19 protein-coding genes and 1 pseudogene are annotated in these 21,262 nt (G+C 63.3%); 7 read left to right on the plus strand and 13 right to left on the minus strand.

Annotation, left to right across the window (positions count from 1 at the left end; translation table 11 throughout):
• Positions 1 to 14: 14 nt before the first annotated feature.
• Complete coding sequence (locus R1L06_RS04215; RefSeq protein ID WP_317216988.1) at positions 15 to 608, minus strand: DNA breaking-rejoining protein; 594 nt, start codon at positions 606 to 608, stop codon at positions 15 to 17.
• A complete protein-coding gene (locus tag R1L06_RS04220; protein ID WP_317216989.1) occupies positions 608 to 2,374 on the minus strand; it encodes a S8 family serine peptidase in 1,767 nt (588 codons plus the stop codon). Before R1L06_RS04220 ends, R1L06_RS04215 begins: the two co-directional genes overlap by 1 nt.
• A gap of 310 nt (positions 2,375 to 2,684) precedes the next feature.
• Here R1L06_RS04220 and R1L06_RS04225 point away from each other — a divergent pair, with 310 nt between their 5' ends.
• Positions 2,685 to 3,125 (plus strand): DUF2231 domain-containing protein, encoded by a 441-nt coding sequence (locus tag R1L06_RS04225; protein WP_317216990.1) that lies wholly within the window; start codon positions 2,685 to 2,687, stop codon positions 3,123 to 3,125.
• Complete coding sequence (locus R1L06_RS04230) at positions 3,118 to 4,428, plus strand: PQQ-dependent sugar dehydrogenase (protein ID WP_317216991.1); 1,311 nt, start codon at positions 3,118 to 3,120, stop codon at positions 4,426 to 4,428. Before R1L06_RS04225 ends, R1L06_RS04230 begins: the two co-directional genes overlap by 8 nt.
• Positions 4,429 to 4,568: 140 nt before the next feature.
• On the opposite strand, the gene R1L06_RS04235 is transcribed toward R1L06_RS04230, so the two are convergent.
• Entirely contained in the window at positions 4,569 to 5,231 is a 663-nt protein-coding gene (locus R1L06_RS04235; RefSeq protein ID WP_317216992.1) for an exopolysaccharide biosynthesis protein, read from the minus strand.
• A 149-nt stretch (positions 5,232 to 5,380) separates the two neighbouring features.
• Here R1L06_RS04235 and yidA point away from each other — a divergent pair, with 149 nt between their 5' ends.
• The 4 genes from yidA (at position 5,381) to R1L06_RS04255 (ending at position 10,154) form a co-directional block, all read left to right on the plus strand.
• Positions 5,381 to 6,214: a sugar-phosphatase gene (gene yidA, locus R1L06_RS04240; protein ID WP_317216993.1), complete on the plus strand. Its 834-nt coding sequence runs from the start codon at positions 5,381 to 5,383 to the stop codon at positions 6,212 to 6,214.
• Between the two features lie 443 nt (positions 6,215 to 6,657).
• Positions 6,658 to 8,976, plus strand: a complete 2,319-nt coding sequence (locus R1L06_RS04245; RefSeq protein ID WP_317216994.1) for a TonB-dependent receptor — start codon at positions 6,658 to 6,660, stop codon at positions 8,974 to 8,976.
• A gap of 119 nt (positions 8,977 to 9,095) precedes the next feature.
• Positions 9,096 to 9,491, plus strand: coding sequence for a hypothetical protein (locus R1L06_RS04250; protein ID WP_317216995.1), 396 nt, complete (start codon positions 9,096 to 9,098; stop codon positions 9,489 to 9,491).
• 90 nt (positions 9,492 to 9,581) lie between these two features.
• Complete coding sequence (locus R1L06_RS04255) at positions 9,582 to 10,154, plus strand: hypothetical protein (RefSeq protein WP_317216996.1); 573 nt, start codon at positions 9,582 to 9,584, stop codon at positions 10,152 to 10,154.
• Between the two features lie 262 nt (positions 10,155 to 10,416).
• Here the strand turns inward: R1L06_RS04255 and R1L06_RS04260 are convergent, their stop codons facing one another.
• The 10 genes and pseudogenes from R1L06_RS04260 to R1L06_RS04305 form a co-directional block, all read right to left on the minus strand.
• On the minus strand, positions 10,417 to 11,913 hold the full coding sequence (locus tag R1L06_RS04260) for a YifB family Mg chelatase-like AAA ATPase (RefSeq protein WP_317216997.1): 1,497 nt from the start codon (positions 11,911 to 11,913) through the stop codon (positions 10,417 to 10,419).
• 35 nt (positions 11,914 to 11,948) lie between these two features.
• Positions 11,949 to 12,161, minus strand: a complete 213-nt coding sequence (locus R1L06_RS04265; RefSeq protein WP_317217018.1) for a hypothetical protein — start codon at positions 12,159 to 12,161, stop codon at positions 11,949 to 11,951.
• Positions 12,162 to 12,418: 257 nt separating this feature from the next.
• Complete coding sequence (locus R1L06_RS04270; RefSeq protein WP_317216998.1) at positions 12,419 to 12,943, minus strand: hypothetical protein; 525 nt, start codon at positions 12,941 to 12,943, stop codon at positions 12,419 to 12,421.
• Positions 12,944 to 12,956: 13 nt separating this feature from the next.
• Positions 12,957 to 13,997: a hypothetical protein gene (locus R1L06_RS04275; protein WP_317216999.1), complete on the minus strand. Its 1,041-nt coding sequence runs from the start codon at positions 13,995 to 13,997 to the stop codon at positions 12,957 to 12,959.
• On the minus strand, positions 13,994 to 14,641 hold the full coding sequence (locus R1L06_RS04280; RefSeq protein WP_317217000.1) for an SPASM domain-containing protein: 648 nt from the start codon (positions 14,639 to 14,641) through the stop codon (positions 13,994 to 13,996). The genes R1L06_RS04275 and R1L06_RS04280 overlap by 4 nt, the downstream gene beginning before the upstream one ends.
• An 18-nt stretch (positions 14,642 to 14,659) precedes the next feature.
• Positions 14,660 to 15,049 carry a radical SAM protein gene (locus tag R1L06_RS04285; RefSeq protein ID WP_317217001.1) on the minus strand — a complete coding sequence of 130 codons (390 nt, stop codon included), beginning with the start codon at positions 15,047 to 15,049 and terminating at the stop codon, positions 14,660 to 14,662.
• A gap of 233 nt (positions 15,050 to 15,282) precedes the next feature.
• A pseudogene (locus tag R1L06_RS04290) lies at positions 15,283 to 15,399 on the minus strand (magnesium chelatase domain-containing protein); the annotation flags it as partial.
• A gap of 206 nt (positions 15,400 to 15,605) precedes the next feature.
• A complete protein-coding gene (locus tag R1L06_RS04295) occupies positions 15,606 to 18,281 on the minus strand; it encodes an XVIPCD domain-containing protein (RefSeq protein WP_317217002.1) in 2,676 nt (891 codons plus the stop codon).
• Positions 18,282 to 18,322: 41 nt separating this feature from the next.
• Positions 18,323 to 18,985, minus strand: a complete 663-nt coding sequence (locus tag R1L06_RS04300) for an imm11 family protein (RefSeq protein WP_006399598.1) — start codon at positions 18,983 to 18,985, stop codon at positions 18,323 to 18,325.
• A gap of 200 nt (positions 18,986 to 19,185) precedes the next feature.
• Positions 19,186 to 19,542, minus strand: coding sequence for a hypothetical protein (locus R1L06_RS04305; protein WP_153676133.1), 357 nt, complete (start codon positions 19,540 to 19,542; stop codon positions 19,186 to 19,188).
• Between the two features lie 741 nt (positions 19,543 to 20,283).
• Between R1L06_RS04305 and R1L06_RS04310 the strand changes: the two genes are divergently transcribed.
• Positions 20,284 to 21,189: a toll/interleukin-1 receptor domain-containing protein gene (locus tag R1L06_RS04310; protein WP_317217003.1), complete on the plus strand. Its 906-nt coding sequence runs from the start codon at positions 20,284 to 20,286 to the stop codon at positions 21,187 to 21,189.
• Positions 21,190 to 21,262: the final 73 nt, after the last annotated feature.

A 21,262-nucleotide genomic window follows, 5' to 3' on the forward strand; every position in this document is an offset into this window, starting at 1 on the left:
CACCACTCAACGCCTTACTTGGTTTCTTCCCACTGCACCACGTCCGGCTCGGCTGCCTTGATGCCGGCAGTCGACAGCATCTTGGTGGTCGCATCCAGTGCCGCGTTCACCGACGGATACTCCACAATCGCGCGGCCCGAGGCCTTGGATACCTTCACCACGGTGCCGCCGGTGGCGGTGGCCGCACGCTGCGCCGAAGCCGCATCGGTGAAGAACACCTTGACCCGCGAGGTCGCCACGACCGGTGCGCCATCGTTGGAGACAGCGGCCGCAAACTTGCTGGCACCGGCATCCGCACGTGCGGCCACACCGGTAGACGCATCCGTGGACCGCTTGCTGCGGGTGCCGACGGCCGCCGCGCTGGCATCAGCCCCGGTGGTGATCCGGAACTGGCCGCCGCTGGCCTGCTGCACGGTTGCCGACGGTGCCAGCTGGAAGCGCGAGCCGCCCACATTGAACGAACGGCCAGTGGCCTCCGCCTTCAACTGCTGCGTGTCTACGGTCGACAAGGTCTTCGCCGGAGGTATCTGGCCCGAGCTCTGTGCCCAGGCGGTGGTGGTCATCGCCGCGAGGGCGAGGGTGCTCAACAGAATGGTCGTCTTCATCATCAGTGCCCCAGAACGCGGATCTTGAAGAATTCGAGGTTGCCACGCGATGCAGCGTTCGCGGCCTGCCCCAGGTCGGTGACTTCCAGCGTCCAGGTGCCCGTGGCGTTCTCATCCAGGAAGGCATTGCTGGACAGCAGGTCCCAGTTGGTGAAGTTGCGCTGGACGCCGTTGAGGCCAGAGCCGATGGCGGTGAATGCCGGCTGCACCACGCTGCGGGTGCCACTGGGCGAGATCAGCACGAACTGCAGCTGGCGTGTGTTGCTGTGGTTGACGCGGAAGCCGAGCTGCACGCTCTCGATGTTGCGCGCACCGTTGGCGAGCTGGAAGGTCAGGCGCGCCGCGGCCGCCGAGGTATTGCCGATGGCCACGGTGCGCGTCGTGTTGCGCCAGCCACTATCCACCAGTGCACCCAGCGGCTGGAAGTCTTCTGCGACCTGTACCGCGCGTGCCGCGTTGACCACACCGAAACCGTACCAGTTGCTGTAGGCACGGCCGGCGGCATTCACCGTCCAGCCCGGCACCAGCACGCGGCCGTCGGAGTGGGTCACCGCTGCCCGGTTCGGATCGGTGCGGGTGGCGGTGGTGGCCAGGATGTACTTCACATCGCGGTAGGACAGGTTCGGGTTGGTCTCCAGCAGCAGTGCCGCCACGCCCGACACCATCGGCGTGGCCGCCGAGGTGCCGTTCATCTTGCCGGTGTAGTTGCAGGTGCTGTCGATGGCAGACTGGTCGCCGTCCAAGGTGTTGCGCAGGCTCGTGTTCTTGTTGCTGCCCTGCGCGCAGCCGGTGACATCGGTGGTGAGGATGGCCGGATCGTAGCGGATCGCCAGCTGCCCCGGCACGACTTGGCGCTGCCAGCCGTTCTCGCCGCCGAAGCCGGACACCCACAGCGCCGAGCCGGTGGACGAGTAGGACGAGCGCACGCCATCGGCGCGCACGGCGGCAACGGTGATCACGTTGAACAGGTTGTTACGCGGGTCGCGGCCCGCCGGAATGCAACCCGTGTTGCGGTTCTTGGTGTCTGCCGAGCAGATGTCGGTGCCATCCGAGCGTGCACCGTTGTTGTGATTGTTGCCGGCGGCCTTCACGTAGATGCCACCGCGCCCGCCACGGGTGCCGGACATGGCCTGCTCATAGGCGGCGATGTCGTTCTGGCTATAGGCGAGCGGCAGGTTGGGGTTGCCCGGGCTGGAGCCCCAGCTGTTGTTGAAGACCCCTACGTCGGCCACTTCGGCGCCGTCCCACCACGAGTACTCGATGTTGGAATTCGAATTGCCCTGGGCATTGGAGGCCAGGAAATTGAAGCCCTTCAGGGTGGCCGCCGGGGCCACGCCGCGCACGCCCAGGTTGTTGGCACCTACTGCACCGGCGATGCCGCCGACCATGGTGCCGTGATTGTCGCGGTCGGGATTGGACGGTGAGGGGTTGTTGCTCTGATTGGCGAAGTTCTTGCCGGCGACCGCCGCAACGTTGGCGGCCAGGTCCGGGTGTGCGATCTGCAGGCCGTCATCGACGATGGCGATGGTGACGCCCTGGCCACGGATGCCATTGCGGAACAGGCCATCCACGTTCAGATCGTTGCCAGCCACCGGCAGGGTATCGCCCAGTGCGGCCTGTCCGGTGTTGAGCAGATGCCACTGACGCCCGGCCAGCGGATCGGCCTGCTGGGCCTGGGCGGTGGCGGCCAGGCTGCCCAGCACCAGGGCAGTGGCAAGGGCCAGGCGCGCGGAGCGCGGTGGCGCGGAGCGTTGCGTGTGTCGCTTCATACACGAATCCTTCTGTTGTGAATCGGCATGGCAGGACGGCGGGGCGGAACTGCCCCATCGCAACGAGCCAAACGCGACACAACGAACAACCCCCTACCTCTTCACACTCCCAATCTGCAGATGTGCCGATTGCGTCACAAACGCTTATGCCGTGGGGTAATGACGACTGCAGCGGCCAGCATCTGGTAGGTGCCCACCTTGGTTGGCACGCGTATCGACGCATGGCGTGGATCTACCCGGCATCATCGCGCGCCCTCACATCCGGCTGTGCTACTACAGCGCGTGCACCCTTCCGCATCGGAGCACGATGATGGTCAACCCTCTGGCCCAGGCCCATCGCGGCCTCGGCACCACGCTGTTCAGCCTGTTGAACCCGATACCCTTCGGCTTCTTCGTCGGCGCGCTGATCTTCGACGCGATCTATCTCAACAGCGCCGAGGTGATGTGGGGCAAGGCCGCTGCCTGGCTGATCACCTTCGGCTTGTTGATCGCCATCATTCCGCGCCTGATCAACCTGTTCGCGGTCTGGCGCCGCAACGGTACCGGCACCCGCATCGACCGCATCGACTTCTTCCTCAACCTGGTCGCGGTGGTGCTGGCCATCTGGAACGCCTTCGTGCACAGCCGCGATGCGTATGCCGTTGCCGTGCCGGGCACGATCCTGTCGGCGCTGACCGTGGCCCTGATCGCCCTGGGCCTGATCCTGCTGTCACTGCAGCCGCCGATGCTGCAGGGAGGCCGTCATGGCTAAGCACATCCTGCCCACCGTGGCCGCGCTGGCGCTGGCCGTGACCCTGTCGGCCTGTGCCGGCAAGGCCGAGTACCATCCCGCCGACCAGTCCGGTGCGCAGCCGCCGCTGCCGGCACCGAAGAACTTCCTGATGCCGCCGATGCAGGTGCCACGTGGCGTGGGCTGGGCCGATGGGCAGTCACCCACGGTGGCCGAAGGCCTGAAGATCGAACGCATCGCCGCCAACCTGCAGCATCCGCGGCGATTGTTGACCCTGCCCAACGGCGATGTGCTGGTGGTGGAGGGCAATGGCCCCGGCGAAGAACCGGTCACCACGCCCAAGCAGTGGATTGCCGGCAAGGTGAAGGCACGCTCGGGCAAGGCCGGCAAGGGCGGCAACCGGGTCACCCTGCTGCGCCGCACGCCGGGCACGAACACCTGGACCCAGCATGTCTACATCGAAGGCCTGCATTCGCCGTTCGGCATCCAGCTGATCGGTGACACGCTGTACGTGGCCAACACCGGCAACATCATGCAGTACCACTACGTGCCGGGCGAAACCCGCATGTCCGACAAGGGCCGCGAGTTCACCGACCTGCCCAGCACCATCAATCACCACTGGACCAAGGAACTGCTGGCCAGCCGCGATGGCAGCAAGCTGTACGTGGGCGTGGGCTCCAACAGCAATATCACCGAGAATGGCCTGGCCGTTGAGTACCGCCGCGCGGTGGTGCTGGAAGTGGACGTGGCCACCCGTGGCAGCCGCATCTTTGCGTCGGGCATCCGCAACCCCACCGGGCTGGATTGGGAGCCGAGCACCGGGAAGCTGTGGGCGGTGGCAAACGAACGCGACGAGATCGGTGCCGACCTGGTGCCTGATTACCTCACCTCGGTGAAGGAAGATGGCTTCTACGGCTGGCCCTACAGCTACTACGGTCAGCACGTGGACGAGCGCGTGCAGCCGCAGCGGCCGGACCTGGTGGCGAAAGCCATCACGCCGGACTACGCCATCGGCTCGCACGTGGCACCGCTGGGCCTGCTGTTCTACACCGGCCAGGCACTGCCGGCGCAGTACCACGGCGGCGCCTTCATCGGCGAGCATGGCAGCTGGGATCGCTCACCATTGAGCGGCTACGAAGTGGTCTACGTACCGTTCAAGGACGGCAAGCCGACCGGGCGGCCGCAGACCGTGGTCAGTGGTTTCGCCTCCAAGGACGAGAAGACGCTGATGGGCGCGCCAGTGGGCATGGCCATGGATGCCGAGGGTGCATTGCTGGTCGCCGATGACGTGGGCGACGTGGTGTGGCGGGTGTCAGCCAAGTAGTTCTGTAGCGTCGAGCCACGCTCGACTGCGTTGGATCTGGCCCTTGTAGAGTCGAGCCATGCTCGACTGCTTTTGCCAGCAGCAGTCGAGCATGGCTCGACTCTACAAAAAGCCATAAGCCGCCGAGCCTGGGCCCGGCTCTACACTTCCGAAGGTGCCGCGCGCAGCCCGCTGAACACCGACTCGGCAGCAAACCCCACGCCACCCAGCAGCACGCCGAAATACACCACCGTAGCCACCACGAAACCATAACCAGCGGCCACCGCCGCACCATCGCGCTGGATGAAGCCAATCGCAAACGACATCAGCGCCAGCGCCGGCAAGGTATTGCTGAACGGAATCGGCCCGGCCGGCGCCATCAGCAGCAGGGTCGCGAACACCAGCATCAGGTTGTTCAGGCGCATCATCTTCTTCGAGCGCACCATCACCGCCAGCCGCATCGGCCGCGACAGGCGCTCCATGCGGTGCACCCACTTCAGCGCACGGCCCAGGTTGGCCTTCAGCTTGTCGGTGGCGATCTCGCGGCGTGCCAGCTTCTGCGGCACCCACAGCGGGCGGTTGCGTACGCGGCTCAGGCCGATCAGCAGGATCGAGGCACCAAACACCGTACTCAGCCCGGGAATCGACACCGGAATGATGAAGATGGCCGAGAGCAGGATCACGATCAGCAGCAGGCCTTCATCGCCCAGCGCGCTGAGCAGGGTGCCGATACTGACCTGCTCACCGGGCAATTCGTCGATCATCTGCTCGATCTGCTGGGCCAGGGGCGCGCTGTCATTGGTTTCGGGGGCACGGTAGGTCATGCGTCGCAAGGTTCTCCAGGGAAGGGCGGTCAGCGGGCCGTCCTGCGGTGGGGGACGCACAGGCTCCCGCAGTATCCCGGCCAACGTGGGCAAAGAGGTGAACCGGGCATGAGGGGTTAAACTGGCGTGCCCCGCACGAGTTGAACGCAATGGACATGGGCCGCAGGCAATCGACCATCGAACTGGTCGCCATCGACATGGATGGCACCCTGCTGGACCCCACCCACACGCTCACCGCCCGGGCCAAGCGGGCGATCGCGCAGGCGCGCGCGCTGGGCGTGCACATCGTGCTGACCAGTGGCCGCCCCGTTCCCGGCCTGGCACCGTTCCTGCACGAGCTGGGCATCACCGGCGACGATGATTACTGCATCGCCTGCAATGGTGGCCTGGTGCAGCGCATCGGCACGCGCGAAACCGTGGTCGAGTATCCGCTCAGCTTCGACGACTTCCTGTTCTGCGAGCAGGTGGCCCGCGACCTGGGCGTGCACTTCCAGGCGCTGGACAGCCAGCGCATGTACACGCCAAACCAGGACATCAGCTACTACACCGTGGCCGACTCGCATCTCTCGCGGATGCCGCTGTCGTATCGCCGCGTGGCCGACATGGACCCGTCCATGTCCTTCATCAAGCTGATGATGATCGACGCGCCCGACGTGCTGGATGCCGCCATCGCGCGCCTGCCCGCCGAGCTGACCGAGCGCTTTGCGGTGCTGAAGAGCGCACCGTTCTTCCTGGAAGTGTTCGACCACCGCGCCGGCAAGGGACCGAGCCTGCAGAAGCTGGCCGAGCACCTGGGCATCGACCGCGCCAACGTGATGGCCATCGGTGACCAGGAGAACGACCTGACCATGCTGCAGTACGCCGGTACCAGCGTGGCGATGGGCAATGCCATCAACGCGGTGAAGGCGGTGGCGCGGTTCGAGACCACCAGCAATGCCGACGAAGGCGTGGCGCGCGCGATCGAGCGCTTCGTGCTGCAGTAACCGCGCGCCCAGCTGCCCTGGTAGGTGCCAACCTTGGTTGGCACACGCAGACGGCAAGCGCCGACCAAGGTCGGCCTCTACCAGGCTCCCTCTGCCCAGGTAGTTGCCAACCTTGGTTGGCACACGCACGCCGTATGCGCCGACCAAGGTCGGCCTCTACCACGCCAGGGCTATACCCGCGTATAACCCACCCATCCCCACCGCCATTGGCGCTGTACCACGGTGCAATGGCGGATGCGGCACTGCGATGCAAGAATTTCGCACGTCGAAATCACGCCATCGAATCCTGAGGCAGGGGATTGTCTTCCTCTGCTGCTGACCGGCGCGCACTGCGCCGTCACACCCCCAACGCAATCGCATCGCCAGCCAGGGCGCCGACACCGGTGCTGCAACGCGCTGGGCGTGCGCCGGCGCCGCTCTCTCCCTGCACCCTGGATCTGCCCATGAACACCCCACCCACGACGCGCCTCGCTCTGGCCATCATCACGGCCATCACCGCACCTGCGTACGCCGCAGAAACGCACGATGCCACACATGACACCCCCACCACCTTGAACGCGCTGCAGGTCATCGCCACGCCACGCGGCGCGGCCGTTGCGCCTACCCAGGTGGTTGGCCCCAACCGCTACATCATCAAGGCTGAAGACCTCGACGCGATGGTCACCGGCAACAACGGCCTGGCCATGCTCAAGCAGGTACCGGGCGCCAGCTACACCGCCACCGACGGGCTTGGCCTGGATATCTCGGCCACCAGCCTGTTCGTGCGCGGCTTTCGCATGAACGAAATGGGCATCACCTTCGAGGGTGTGCCGCTGAACGACAACGGCTTCCTCTCGCTCACCGGCACCAGCGTGGTGAACGTGGGCGTGCCCGATGGCATCGGCGCGATCACGGTCAGCCCCGGTGGCGCACCGGTCAGCGTGTTCTCCAGCAGCGTCAACGGCGGCAGCCTGGAATACCGCCTGCGCGAGCTGCAGGACACGCCCAGCCTGCGCGTGAAACAGGGCGTGGGCAGCAACAACACGTTGGTCACCACCGTGTCCGGGCAGAGTGGCCAGCTCGGCGAGCATGGCCCGAAAGTGCTGGTCGACCTGCAGCGTGTGTCTGCCGACAAGTACCAGGGCGAGGGCACCCAGAACTTCCTGCGCGGCGACCTGAAGCTGCAGCAGGATGTCGCCTGGGGTGACTTCACCGTGTTCCTGTCCGACAGCAAGGCCAAGGTCTGGGGCTACAACAACATCTCCTTCGACATGATCCGCAAGCTGGGCTGGAAGGCCGACATCTTCTATCCCGATTATGCGTGGGCCTGGTACGTGGCCTCGCCGGAGAATGCGGACAAATCCTGCGGCGCCTACACCTGCGGTGAGCTGTCCGAACTGATCCCGTACGACACCGGCCAGATCACCCGCGACCGCGTGTCCTCGATCAACCATCGCTTCCAGATTACCCCGGCCCTGAGTGGCAACGTGCAGCTTTACAACGCCAACAGCCACACCCAGGCCACGCTGACCGATCCGACCGTGCCGTCGCCCAACGGCGCACCGTTCTCCGAACAGGTGCAGACGCCGCGCGTGAATCGGCTGGGCGGCATGCTCAACCTGCAGTTCGAGACCGGCGCGCACACCTTCACTGCTGGCGTCTGGCAGGAGAAGAGCAAGGCCGCGGCCAAGACCGAGTGGTACCAGCAGCCGCTGCTGGGTGAGGGCCCGCCGCTGAAGGCCACCGGCCCGTTCGATGTGTACGGCCCCGCGTTCAAGACCGACAACGCATCGAGCTGGGTGACCCGCTCGCGCCAGTTCTACCTGCAGGACGACATCGTGTTGAACGACACACTGAAGCTGGGTGTCGGCTTCAAGGCCGTGGACTTCCGCACCAGCGGCGGCGGCCTCGGCGATGCCAAGGACCGGCCGGTGAACGGCACGCTGCGCGCGAAGAGCAACTTCCTGCCGCATGTCTCGCTGTTCTGGAGCCCGACCGAATCCACCGATGCCTTCATCGACCTGGCCAACACCATGAACGGCTACCGCGTGGCCCAGCGCGGCAACATCGGCTACACCGCCTCGGCGTGGACCATCACCGACCAGGAAGAGTTCGACCGCGTGGCCGGCACGCTGCGCCCGGAGAAGAACTGGAATCTGACCGTCGGCGCGTCGCATCGCTTCGACCGGCTGACGATCACCGGTGACGTGTTCTACAACGACATCCGCAACCGCCTGCTGTCGGCCGCCATCGGCACCCAGTTCGCTCAGATCAATACCGTGCGGCTGATGCCGAAGATGCACGTGATTGGTGCCGACCTCGGCATCACCGCCGACCTGACCGACCACCTGCAGTTCTACCAGGGCGTGGCCGTGGCCCGTTCGTACTACGACAGCGATTTCGTGGTGGGCGACACGGTGTACCCGATCAAGGGCAACGCCCAACCGGGCTACCCGCAGATCTCGCTGGTGAGTGATCTTTCCGCGCACTTCGGTGACTGGCGCTTCGGTGCCACCAGCACCTCCTACCTGCGCCAGCCCTTCACCTACGAGAACGACATCCGCGTGCCGACCTTCTGGCAGGTCAACACCTATGCCGCCTATCGCTTCGGTGCGGACAGTGTGGTGCCCGGCCTAGAGCTGCGGCTGGACGTGAGCAACCTGTTCAACCGCCACAACATCGGCACTGCCACCATCGCCGGCTCGTCGTTCTCGGGGGATTACCAGACCCTGCAGCGCAGCGCGCCACGGCAGCTGATGTTCAGCACCTCGATGACCTTCTAAGTAGATCCACGCCATGCGTGGATGCACCTGGCGGTCCCCAGGCAGGTGCCCAGGTCCGTCCACAAACCCGCCTTGCGCAATCAACAGGGATTTTCTGGCGGCGACGCAAGGTTCCCACAATGTTGCTGGGTCATGCTGTCGGCATGGCTCAGCACAACCCGCGAACCCCGTTGTTCGGCATCCGGGGCCCAGGACGGCCCCGGCAGGCGCTGTCCGTGGCGCCTGCAATCGACCTGCGGGCCGAATACCAGTTCTGGCAGGTCTACGAACGCGTGGTCCGCCCGCTACCCGGTGGTGGGCTGCCGCAGGCGTGGCTGGCCTGCCAGAAGGTCTATCGCGACCGCATGCGCTTCCCCGACGACACCCACCCGACGGCGCTGTCGCGGGTGTTGTTCGGTACCAACATGACCGCCGAGCGCGCGGCGGAGCTGGAAGCGCTGTACGGGTTGGTCAGCCGGCGGCTGGTGCTATTGGGCAAGCAACAAAGGTTGCCGTTGCACAGCGCGGGCTACTGATGTTGTTGGGAACCAACTGCTTGCTGCGACTTCTCACTGCGAGATCTATCATTCCGGTTGGGATTCCGGTGCGATACCGGTATCAGGAGAATGCAACTTGACTGGTTGGGTGAACGCATGATGAGCCAGATGCCTTCAGAAGCTGTTGTAATCATTGCAACGGGTTTCGTAACGGTCGTTTCGTCGGTGATCGCACAGATCTGTGTATCCGTAGCTGAGTCCCGAAAGATGTCACGTGAACATGCCAGAGAGCTTCAGAAGCTTCAGCTGGCACAGGGGCAGGCGGCCCGTGATGTGAAAAATTCCAAGCTTGCGGAACTATGGGCTGGGATGGAGCTGGTCAGGATCCGTTGCGTGGACGGGCATATCAATTCTCGCGTGGGCGATGCCATTCTTCCTCCGCCCGCCGAAGGTCTGGCGTCAAAACCCGCCAGTGACGTCTATGGGATCGCTCTGTTGCATTTCCCGGAGTTGCGCCCGCAGGCCTACGAACTTCACGCAATCACTGCGGAACTGGAGACCGAAATGTGGTTCGGTGGTTCCGACGAGAATATCGATGTGCTGCTTGATCGACTTGCGGAGGTGAGGACTTCGCTGGCGGATGGCATTGAAAAGATCGCATCCAGCCTTGCCCAGCCGGCGAATCAACGCCCGCTCCGCTAGATGCAGATGCAGGACTGGTTTGTATTTCGACTTGCCTTGGCCGCAAGGATCAACTCTGCTAAGGCCCGTTCAAGGCCAGTTGGCGGGGGCGAAGCTTTCAACTGGCCGACGCTCCGCAAGCCTCCGCAATTCGCCCGATCAGATAGCCATGCGCGCCATGCTCCGGTCGGCCTGTCGGGCAGGGAGCTCCTGGCAGGGCCAGTTGCTAGTCAAATGCTTCTAGCTTTACCTGAGAAGCCTGCGCTTGGCGCAATAGCCGATTCTACCGTCCACGGTCCAGCTGCCTATACCCGATCGCCTCGGCGAGGTGCGCCGTCTGGATCGTTTCACAATCAGCCAGATCAGCAATCGTGCGCGCCACCCGAAGAATGCGGTGCATCGCCCGTGCGGACAGCTGCAGACGCTCAATCGCCTGCTCCAGCAGATCCTGATCGGCCTCACTCAATTTTGTGCACGCACGCAGCGCAGCCGGCGGTAGATGTGCATTGAGCCCGCCACGCACCTGCTGCCGCGCATGCGCGGCTTCCACCCGCTCACGCACCGATGCACTGGGCTCACCCAGCGGCGTGCTTTCCCGCAGCTCCACCGCATCCATGCGCGTCACGCCGATATGCAGATCGATGCGGTCCAGCAACGGGCCGGACACCCGCGCGCGGTAGCGGTTGATACGTTCGTCGCTGCACAGGCAGCGGTTGCTGCGGTCACCGGCCCAGCCACACGGGCAAGGGTTCATCGCTGCCACCAGTTGGAACCGCGCGGGATACTGCACGCTGCGCGCCGCGCGGGCGATGCGGATATGGCCGGATTCCAGCGGCTCGCGCAGGGTTTCCAACGCACTTCGATTCCATTCCGGAAGCTCGTCCAGGAACAGCACGCCATGATGGGCCAGCGAGATTTCACCGGGGCAGGGCGGATTGCCGCCACCCACCAGCGCCGCCGCACTTGCACTGTGGTGGGGAGAACGGAAAGGCCGTTGCCGCCAGCGTCGTGGGTCCAACCCTTCACCACTCACCGAGGCAATCGCCGCCAGCTGCAACGCCTCCGCTTCTTCGGTATCCGGCAGCAGGCTGGGCAGGCGTGAGGCCAACAGCGTCTTGCCGCAACCAGGGCTACCGATCAGTAATAGGTGGTGTCCGCCCGCAGCGGCGACCTCCAACGCGCGCCGTGCATGCGCCTGCCCGCGCACGTCGGCCAAATCAGGCAGTGGCAGGGGCGTCGTGTCCACGCGCTCCACGGGTGGCAGCAGGCGCGGATTGCCAAGCCCCGCGCAGCATTCCAGCAGGGTACGGGCCACCCGCACATCAGCATGCTCGGCCAAAGCTGCCTCTGCGGCATTGCCCGGCGGCACCACCAGAATGCGCCCGGCTTCGGCCGCCGCAATCGCCGCCGGCAGCGCTCCGGCTACCGGCCGCAGTTCACCGGTCAGGCCCAGCTCGCCGAGGAACTCGTACTGCAGCAGCGACTGTGGGTCGACCTGGCCACTGGCAGCGAGGATGCCCAAGGCAATCGCCAGGTCATAGCGACCGCCTTCCTTGGGCAGGTCGGCAGGCGCCAGGTTCAGGGTGATGCGCCGCTGTGGAAAGTCGAAACGCGCGCAGAGCAGGGCAGCACGCACGCGCTCGCGAGATTCGCGCACGCTGGTCTCGGCCAAGCCCACGATCTGCGTGACAGGCAGGCCGCCAGAGAGATGCACTTCCACCCGCACCAGTGGGGCATCGACCCCGGCGCGGGCACGGCTGTGGACCAGCGCCAGGCTCATGTGTGGTTTCCTGCAGAGGGGCGCTTGATGGTGCTTTACGTGACCTGCAGCGGACTATCGGGGTTTGGTGTTGAGGTGGCTAGGAAGATTCCGACCAACCCCGGCCCGGTTCGACTGGCCATGAGTGTTCGCCCAACTCCGCTTTCCTCTAGAACTGCTGGTATCAGCCGCGACTGCGTCCGCCACATGACGTGTTCGGCCTCGCGCAGGAGGCCGATGATCTGTTCTTCGGAAAAACGCTTCTTCACGTCCAATCTCCTTGTCGTTGAGGATTGGACTCCAAACCGTCGCGCTACTCAATCACGGGGGGACGTCAGCCAACCAGATGTAGTGATCCTAGCGGTAGATGTCGATGTCGCCCGCAGAGCAGCTACGTGGGTCGATTTTGTCTTTGTTGGCTTTCCGGTGATCTACCGATGCCCCCTCGGCCTGAATAGTGGGGGGGCGTCGAGGCGCGCCCCAGCTGAGCGAAAATCGGGCTCAGGCAGCGCTGACACAATCCGACCTATGGCCCCTCACTGGGGGGCGATAGAACGCCGCAGCGGCCGAGCTCGGCGTACAGAGCCTTGTCCATGACCAGGCTGAACTCACCGGAAGTAGTAAGTAGCACGCGTCCAGGGCTTGATGAAATAGCGAAGACCTTGCGGCCGCTGGGGTCCTCGAACCAGCCGGCATTCACTCCCCTGGAGCTTGTTCCGTTGGTGCGCTTACGCAGCGAAGCACCAATCTGATCGGATGCCTCTGCATTTGCCAGACCCGAGAGGGGAACGTTGGCCTTGTAGATGCCGGCATAGAGGGTGACGACATCCTCTTCGACGACAATCTTGGAGCGGAATGCCAGCATGGCGGTCGAGAACGAAGTCATCATTCCGATGACGCAAAGCAGGCCCACTCCAAACAACTTCTTCCTGGGATCAAGACCACCGTAGAGGGCTAGGCCTATGGCGCAGGCGAAGAGGATGAAGGCAGGAATGAGCTCTTGAAGGAGCATGCCGCGGTTGACCAGCGAGACGGGTATCGTGCACTGCATTCGCTCTGACCTCCTAATTCACGCTCAGCGATTTCTGGGTGTACAACAGCGTCGCTTCGACCAATCCTGGGAGGTCGACGTCATCGTAGTCCAGTAGGCTGTGCTCCTTCATCGCCACGAAGAATGCCCCGAGCTCTGCCTTTGCCAGGTCGTCCTTGGTCAGGTCATACACCGCGACAGAACCCGTGAGTTGTGCAAGACGTCCGGCTACTTCGATGTTCTGTTGAGCGCCTGCATCGGAGCGCTGAAGGAGGTCGCCATAGGAGCGTGCCGCGCGACTCTCTTCATTGTCGTCCCCGCCACCTTCAACCTTGACGCTTGAAACCACTGCCGCCCATGTAAACACAACGACCGCCGAGTGGACCCCAACCGCTGCAAGAACGGCGGAGACGAGCAAGGCAAACGCACCGAGAACCAGAGCATCATTGTTGCCACCAATCGCCGCCAAGGCAGCGGCATCCAGTGGCGTGGCGCCGCCGCCAGAAGTAGTGAGCAGCGCCTTGTAGGATTCGATGTCGAGCTTTGTTCCTGGGGGAAGCTTAAGTTCGCTGACAATGGAGTCACGATTGCGCTTGATGACCTGAGAGACACTTCTGGTCAGCGCATCAGTGGACACCGGGGAGAACGTGCCTGCCGCCTGCAGATAGGAAATGACCGAGCGATAGTCTTTGCTCAGAACTGCCTGTTTGACCTCCGGCTGAGACAGTGCAATCAGCAGCGCAACGTTGGCGTCGTTCTTGACCAGATCTGAGCCATCCATGCCCCGTGATTTCAAGAAGGCGGAAGGGTTGCGATTGAATTCGGCGCTGGCTGCTGGATCAAGCAGCAAATCTTCGATCAGAGAACTGAATCGGGAGTACTCGAGCCAACCCTCCACCGGCACGCCAGCTCTGGAGATAGGGAGCAGGAAGCGATCGGCTCCTCGAGAGCCTCCTGTCAGGCTGCCTGGTGTTCCGTAGAGTCGGGTGCCTGTGCTAGAGGCGGCGGAGCCGGCGGCAGCTGGCGCCACCGTTGCAGCGATCAGTGTGGATTGGATGAAACGACGGCGCTTCATTGCAATGCCTCCATGGCGGGTTCGCTCGTAGTTCTGTTCAGGCCTGCTGTGTTGATGGCTTTGGCCAGGAAGAATCGGGTCATCACCGAGGGCATGAACTCCTTGTGCCGCTCCAGCAATCGAGCACGAAGCTCTTCGTTCTTGTGGAGAATCACGCAGGCTTGGCAGATGTGGACCACGTCCTTGAGGAGCTCCTCTGATGAGTGCCCCGGAAGCATCTGCTCGATGATCTGGTATGGCCCATCGACGTGGATCCAGTACTTGAGGAAGTCATCTGTCTGCTGACGATAGAGCTGAGAGGCAGACTCATCCAGAATGCTGCCAAGCTTCATCTCTGGGATATGTTCCAGCGTCAGGCCACAGCACGCCGAGACCTCCCGATAAGGCGTAATCACGATGTTGTCGAAGATCTGGCCGCAGCCCTTGCGGAGCGTATGCTTCGCCACAATCCCGCCTCGGACATCGTCGATGTCCTGAAAGGGCATCCAGGAATTGGACTGTATGACAACCTTCTTCGATTGCAGGAGCGATTGGATCTCAGGCTGATCGACCACTGCGCGAAAGTGAGGATTTCCTTCGACGTCCGCCTCTACCGTTATGAGGCAGAACAAGCCGTGCTCAGCCGCCGCCACGGCACAGTGCATGATGCTCTGGGCAGGTACTCATTCCTGGTGGTCTTTGCCAGTACTCAGGTTTAGCTCTTTCAGGCCGGCTCCCACGAGCTCAGCGACCTTCTTTCGTGCGCCGGCGGCTGTCTTGCCCCAGGATCCATTGCTTACGATCCTGGTGGAAAGGCCCTCCTGCGTAGCATGCGCTATCGCTGCTGTGAGGTCTGCTTTAAGCATCGTGGCTTCGCCACCGCTGAAGACAGCTACGATCAGCGATGGATAGCTGCGCTTGGCATCCGATATTGCTTCGGTCATTTCTGAAAGAGAAAGCCTGCCTTTGACGCGCGGGCTCGACTCGAAGCAGCACTGACGGCACTCGGCAGTGCAACCATATGTCGTGAGAAGCGTGATGGTGCGAGGCGCAAGATGTTGATCAAGCGACACGTTAGTAACCTCCTTGTCAGACAGAGAAGATCCATTTCGAGCTATCAACAGCATCGCTCTGCGGCTACTACATGATTAGTTCTATCACAGTGATTTTCAGAAACCAATCTCGAGGTGTCGAGATCCACGGCGTTCGCCCATCCTCGGGCAAGGTCATGCTGACCAGATTTACATCCCAGTAGTCGACGGGTCCGACGCCCGATGCATTCCGTGGGCTGACGAACATGCCGTGGCGCAGCCCGCACACGCTCGCGCGACTCGCGCACGCTGGTCTCGGCTAGGCCGACAATCTGGGTGACCGGCAGGCCACCAGAGAGATATACCTCGATGCGCACCAGTGCCAGGCTCATGTGTGGGTTCCTGCGAAGAGACGCTTGATGGTGCGGCAGGTGCTCTGCGGGGAGCTATCGGGAATTGCTGGCGAAGTGGCTAGGAGGATTCCGACAGGTGCCTGGAGCCAGCCTTCTCCCTTCGCGGCACCCAGTCTCTGCAACATCAGCGCCGGAACTCGCCCGGTATCAAGTGGATCGACGTTGATCAGCCAGAACCGCTGCCATCATCCCATCCGCGGTCCCTGCCGGCTCTCTTCCTGCTGCCGCTCCTGCGCTTGCGCCAGCTGCTGTGACCGCTCCTGGTCCTGAGCGCCGAGGCTCCGGTTGGCCGCGGCATACTGCTGCTCCGGTGCCGCCGCCAGCGCGTCCTGCGTCGGCATCTGCACCCGGTTGGCGGCGGGGTCCGATGACGCGCCCGGCCCCGAGCGCGTCACGAACAATGTGGTACCCGCAGCACGGGTTTCGGTGGCCTCATTCAACGCCATGTCTATTTTGTCGCCGGGTTTGAACCCGGCCTCTGCCGCAAGCCTGTAGGCGCTGGCCAGCAGGCGATCACTGCTCTGGTCCCACGGTTTGTTGTTCTTTTCATCCAGCATGGCCACCGACGAGCGCAACTGCCCCAGCAGCCCGGCGTTCTCCGGGCGTGGCGCTGTGCTGTGGTGTTGGTCTACTTCAGTTCTGTTCTGTGTAGCAGGCGAGGTGGTATGTGGCGAGGGTGCGCTCGGAGGAGCGACTGCGGATGGCTGTTCCTGCGGAGCGGTCGAGCGCCGCACGTGTGCCTGAGCAATCTCCTCTGGCGTGGTGACGGAAACGATCTGCATGCGCTCGTCATCTTTCCCAGCCAGTGTGGCCAGCGAGCCATCCTTCTGTACCTGCAGCGTGAACGTGCCGAAGTCGGGCACGGCGCGTGCGTGATCCTGGGCAACGGCGGCTACGGCGTCATCAATCTCTTCGGCACTGCGCACAATGCCGGCACTACAGTAGGCGTCCACCACCTGGCTGCGCAGGCCGTACTCGGTCGGCGTGGGGTTGGCCCGGGCGATGTCGGCCATGGACGTCAGCTCCCGTACGCCGGCCTGCTGGCTCTGGCGCGTACGATTGAGCTCCTCGATGATGCTGCCCTCGGCCGGGTTGGTGCCATACACCCAACCCGGCGTTTGCCACTGCCCGTTGGCGTCCTGTGTGTACTTCTCGCCGTTGGAAGCGCGCAGGGGCTGCGTCTGGGTCAGCGCGTTGGTGATCACCTCCGGTACCGGCTCAATGGTGGCGAACTCGTGCCAGTTGTACTGGTTGAACGCGACCTGGTAACGGGCGGCGAGCGCCTCGGGCGTGTTTGCCGCGTTCTGGGCAATGATGCGCTGCGATTCCCGTTCCAGTTGGCCGGACTTTTCCGGGCCGACGGGCACGCTGTAGTCAAAGGGAACGCGTCCATCAATCATTGAGTGGATGGAGAGGTTCCATTCGCCGTTGTTCGGATTGCGCACGTAGTGGCGGTTGGTTTCAAACGGCTCGCGCGGCGGCGTGCTCTCGCCGCCTGCATCGAGCTTGAAGGGGGGCTGCGGCCTGGGCAGGTTGGCCATGCCCAGTGAATATGAGTCGTTGGCGGCTTTGTAGTTCAGCTCGTCCACCAGCCGGCCACCGGCGACCATCGTGATCTCGCGGTAGCTTCCGTCGGGCTGCGGTGTGCGCACGCTGCGGCTCCAGGTGCCCTCTGCATCCTCCGGGTCGCGGCTCCATTCGTTGCCACTGCGGTCCACCTGGGTGTAAACGGCTTTCTTGTCCTGGTACTGGGCCCAGTACTCACCGGCGAAGCCGCCGGCCACACCGCCCAGCAGCCCGGTAGCCAGCGCACCTGGTCCGGTCCACGAGCCGGTAACGACTCCGTACCCTGCGCCCAACAGGAAGCCGCCGCCAAAGCCGCCCGCGGTACGCCCCACGAAGTGGGTGGCCGCAGATTTTGCGCCGGCGTCGTTGCCCTCGCTGCGCAACTCGGCCACGCGGTGGCCGGTGATGGCGAAGTCCACGGCCAGTGCGGCGACACCCGCGGCCCCGAGTACGCGGGCGCCGGTAATCTGTCCGCGCGCGGCGGCAGCTTCGGCGGCACCTTCTGCAGCGCCCGCTCGCCCTGCAGAGCCAGCCAGTTCCGGGGCCGTGCTTGCCGGGCCAGGGCGCACGATGGTCAGTGGCATTTCCGGGTTGAACGCAGTGCGTACGCGGGCAGCGGTGTGCTCGGTCAGCGGCAGGCGACCGCCCTGGTTGGCCTCCTGAATCGCGGTGCCCATCGATGCGCGGCCACCCCAGCGCTCGCTCAGGGTCGAGTTGCCGGGTTCGTCGATGGCATCCAGCGCCGCCTTCACGTTGGCTTCGGACTGGGTGACAGCGCGCCAGCGCAACTCGGAGGGGTTGAGGGTCTTCAGTTCCGCAATCTGCGCGGCGTGGGTGCGCTGGTAGCCGTCCAGATCGGAGAAGAATGTGCGGATCTTGGCGTTGGCTTCCGCCGCGGTCATGTTCTCGGGCGTGTTGGTGACCAGGTCGCCGTTGAGGATGCCGGCGCGAAGGGTGTATTCCAGGTTCTGGATGCGGGCACCCATACGCTCGGCGGCGGCAGCGCGCACATCCGGCGGAGAATCCTTCGCCAGCAGGGTTCGGCCATCGTAGGTTTCCGTGAGGTCGTCGAGAACGAACTTCAGTTGATCCGTGTACGCACTCAACGGGCCGCCTGAGTGTGGCGAAATACCCAGGCGGGTTGCCAGCGCGGGGTTCGCGGGCAGGTTGAGAATGTTGTCGGGTCCGTGGAGCGTGAAATGACCACTCCTGGCAAGCGACTTCAGCAGTTGGCTTTGCTCGAACGCATTCTGTTCGATCAGATGGTGTCCCTGAAAAACCGGCGTGTCGGCCATGCGCACCACCTCGTTCAAGAATCCGTTTGAAGGAGCTCGTCTTAGAGATCGGCTACATCACGCAGCCGTACGCCGGAGAAGTTGGCCGCAGCCAATGCATCAAACATCGCGCGGTCGCAGATGGGCGGTGCGCCCATTCGATCCTGGCGGAAGATATGGGCATCACCCACAACGTCCTGTTTGAACACCAGGCTGGCTCCGCCGACAAGGCTGTAAAGCTTCTCGTCCTCGCCGGTCTGATAGTTGTGGTCGAGCTTGATTCTCACGCGGGAAGCGGCTTCATCCAGGGCATCGAGCCTGCGCAGCACATTGCCCAGGTAGTACCGAGGGCCGGGGCTGCCGTCGGCAAGGCTGAAGTCGCAGGCCACAAAGGCAAACGCTTCGGGGTCCATCCGCTCAAACAGCTGCTTCAACGGTTCCGACACAATCCAGATGCCAGCGAGTTCTTCCAGATCGCGTGGCATTGCTCCCTTCTGGGGCACATGAATCAGGTGGGGGCGCTCCGGATACTGGCCTGGCGTTCCATCAGGACGCGAGATGACATTCATCCCTGGATCGATCAGCTTCTCTTCGTTGGCGATCTCTATGCCTGGAACCCTGCCGTTGCCCAGGAGGCCGGCGTCGATCAGGAAGAATTCGCCCTTGTGAGATGCGGCTTCGGCTGAAACTTCAGTGGCGGTCGATTCGGTCACGGGGGCGTCCATCTATGGATGCGGGGGCAGAACGGGAAAGCCGTTGGACCGATGCTAGCTGGGCTTCAGTGCAGCCACAAGTTGCGCCGAAACGGTGCCCGAGGTGCCCGATTCGCGTGAATCCCGAGAAAGTTCGGAACAATGCAGAAGAGGGCGCTGCGATTCATTCGTCACTCCGCACACAGACAGAAAACGCCGCGCCATATGCGCGCTCAGTCCTTGGGTCGCATCCGCTCGTGGATGAAGGCGGTCAGCGCGAGGTCGGCCATCACCAGCCCCTCCATCACCCGGTCGCCCACGTACTGCTCCGGCTCGCCGTTCTGGCGCGTGCGCTCGGCCGCCAGCAGGATCTCCTGCACGATGCGTTGGCCGGTGAGCGCGCAGTCGGCGTCGGACAACTGCATCTGCCGGCTGCGCAGGTGATGCCGCTCGGGCCAAGGCTGTCCGTCGGCCGCAGCGCCAGCGCCGATGGCGTGCAGGATGGCGATGAGGCTGTTGGGGTCCGGGGCCGGAGCGTTCGAGCGCGCTTCCTGGATGGGGCGCGGGGGCGGGGAGTGCGGCGTGGTCATGACGGGCTCCGTGCAAGCAGGGGGAAGCCGCCACCGATAAAGGTGGCGGGCAGAGCGTGGCTCGAAAACCGGATGTTGGGAACCGGCGGGTACAAGACCCCCACGCCCCGCCCGCCATAGCCGGCAGACGGATTGCCAGCCGGCACCACGCGCGGTGCCGGCTGACAAGCGTAAACAACAACAGCAATCGGGTTTTCGACGCCCGGCCACCCGTTGTCGGTGGCTCTACCAGAGTTGCCTGATGTTGTTGGGAATGCCAAGGGGTTGGGGTCAATGCCGCCAAAGCCCGGGACGCTTTTGGCATTTTGGCATAGCGTGGGGTGGTGAGAGAGCCTTGTGTTGCGGGAGGAGCGGCTTCTCTGGAACCGAGTCGTCAGTTCCTTCAGCAAGAGGCGCTGTGTGCGGCAAATACGACATCCCCCTCATGGTGGGACTGCCGGCAGACGCGACGAATTTGCTTGCTTAGGCTCGCCAACAACCCAGGGAACTCCAGATCCAGCGTTCTCTCTGGAGCTGTCCTGACAATTCTGCTCACTTGGCCGTGGCTGAAGAAGTAGCCATCGTGGAGCTACACCGGCGGTTGCGCCGAGACCACCTTGGCTTGAGGCCGGGGCCCGTGATGCTCGTGCCCTTCTCCTGCATATAAAACTGTGACTCTCTTTGCGCCCTTCCGCTGACTTACAGGTTGCCTGAGCATTCCCTGGGCGCATACTGTTGTGAAGCCAGTCGCCAGGAATGCGGATGTACAACTTGCTGATGGTCTACCAAGAGGGAACATGGGATCAAGACGAATTTTTCCTCGAGCTACCTAGATTTCTTGAATATACCGCCCAGCCTCTTATTGAGCGGTTCGGCTCCCTTGATGGGCCAACTGTCCAACATCTCAAATCCCTTCCTACTCTATTCGCGTACGAGGACCGAGGACGTGATGTCGGTATTTCCGCCAGGGTCGGAAGAGTAGATGACATCCAGGTGAGATACGGCGGAGTGCGAATAAAGTGGTCTTTCGACGCTGGAGTGGGGCCGATTCCCGCCTTAGCGCTGCGCGAAATGTTTGGCTCACTAGATATTTCAGAGCGGAAGTGGGAGCACACGAGGAGCCACTGGGCGGTGAAGGACGTTGACCTCTACGATGTGCTACTGCGATATGGCCATCTCAAGAATAATCCAATGCCACCCCCCAGGGTGTTCGTGTCGTACTCTTGGGACTCTCATGAGCACATTGAATGGGTGAGAAGCCTAGTAAACACTCTGCGCGCGAACGGCATTGACGCTATATCTGACAGGACGCACCTTCGATTTGGCCAGAACCTGCCCCATTTTATGGAGCAGACTGCATCTTGCGAACGTGTGATTGTAATCTGCACTGAGAACTACATGAACCGAGCCAACGGGCGCGTAGGAGGTGTCGGCTACGAACACCTTGTGACTGCTTCTGAACTCGCGAGCGACCCACTGTCGATGAGGTTCATTCCGGTTATTCGCGATATCAGGGACGCCGCGCACATGCCCACCAACCTTAGAGGCCGTTTGTACGTCGACCTGTCCGGTGGTCCCAACTTCAACGCGAACCTGCAAGAGCTGGTAAGAGACTTGCACAACGCGATACCACCGATACCACCGATTGGGCGCAGGCCAAGCTTCTAATGCCCGCTAAGCCGAATCGTGCGGAGCACTTGGGTCGGTGCCGAGTTTCTCGGTATCGGCCTTGGCCCGGAAG

The organism is Stenotrophomonas mexicanensis (assembly GCF_032911605.1).
GTDB classification, from domain to species: Bacteria; Pseudomonadota; Gammaproteobacteria; order Xanthomonadales; family Xanthomonadaceae; genus Stenotrophomonas; species Stenotrophomonas maltophilia_A.

What these genes read in the sequence shown, in the direction of transcription:
- R1L06_RS04215 (WP_317216988.1), bottom strand. Translation starts at nt 608, where the DNA reads ATGATGAAGACGACCATTCTGTTGAGCACCCTCGCCCTCGCGGCGATG.
- R1L06_RS04220 (WP_317216989.1), bottom strand. Translation starts at nt 2,374, where the DNA reads ATGAAGCGACACACGCAACGCTCCGCGCCACCGCGCTCCGCGCGCCTG.
- R1L06_RS04225 (WP_317216990.1), top strand. Translation starts at nt 2,685, where the DNA reads ATGGTCAACCCTCTGGCCCAGGCCCATCGCGGCCTCGGCACCACGCTG.
- R1L06_RS04230 (WP_317216991.1), top strand. Translation starts at nt 3,118, where the DNA reads ATGGCTAAGCACATCCTGCCCACCGTGGCCGCGCTGGCGCTGGCCGTG.
- R1L06_RS04235 (WP_317216992.1), bottom strand. Translation starts at nt 5,231, where the DNA reads ATGACCTACCGTGCCCCCGAAACCAATGACAGCGCGCCCCTGGCCCAG.
- yidA (WP_317216993.1), top strand. Translation starts at nt 5,381, where the DNA reads ATGGACATGGGCCGCAGGCAATCGACCATCGAACTGGTCGCCATCGAC.
- R1L06_RS04245 (WP_317216994.1), top strand. Translation starts at nt 6,658, where the DNA reads ATGAACACCCCACCCACGACGCGCCTCGCTCTGGCCATCATCACGGCC.
- R1L06_RS04250 (WP_317216995.1), top strand. Translation starts at nt 9,096, where the DNA reads ATGTTGCTGGGTCATGCTGTCGGCATGGCTCAGCACAACCCGCGAACC.
- R1L06_RS04255 (WP_317216996.1), top strand. Translation starts at nt 9,582, where the DNA reads ATGCAACTTGACTGGTTGGGTGAACGCATGATGAGCCAGATGCCTTCA.
- R1L06_RS04260 (WP_317216997.1), bottom strand. Translation starts at nt 11,913, where the DNA reads ATGAGCCTGGCGCTGGTCCACAGCCGTGCCCGCGCCGGGGTCGATGCC.
- R1L06_RS04270 (WP_317216998.1), bottom strand. Translation starts at nt 12,943, where the DNA reads ATGCAGTGCACGATACCCGTCTCGCTGGTCAACCGCGGCATGCTCCTT.
- R1L06_RS04275 (WP_317216999.1), bottom strand. Translation starts at nt 13,997, where the DNA reads ATGAAGCGCCGTCGTTTCATCCAATCCACACTGATCGCTGCAACGGTG.
- R1L06_RS04280 (WP_317217000.1), bottom strand. Translation starts at nt 14,641, where the DNA reads ATGCACTGTGCCGTGGCGGCGGCTGAGCACGGCTTGTTCTGCCTCATA.
- R1L06_RS04295 (WP_317217002.1), bottom strand. Translation starts at nt 18,281, where the DNA reads ATGGCCGACACGCCGGTTTTTCAGGGACACCATCTGATCGAACAGAAT.
- R1L06_RS04300 (WP_006399598.1), bottom strand. Translation starts at nt 18,985, where the DNA reads ATGGACGCCCCCGTGACCGAATCGACCGCCACTGAAGTTTCAGCCGAA.
- R1L06_RS04305 (WP_153676133.1), bottom strand. Translation starts at nt 19,542, where the DNA reads ATGACCACGCCGCACTCCCCGCCCCCGCGCCCCATCCAGGAAGCGCGC.
- R1L06_RS04310 (WP_317217003.1), top strand. Translation starts at nt 20,284, where the DNA reads ATGTACAACTTGCTGATGGTCTACCAAGAGGGAACATGGGATCAAGAC.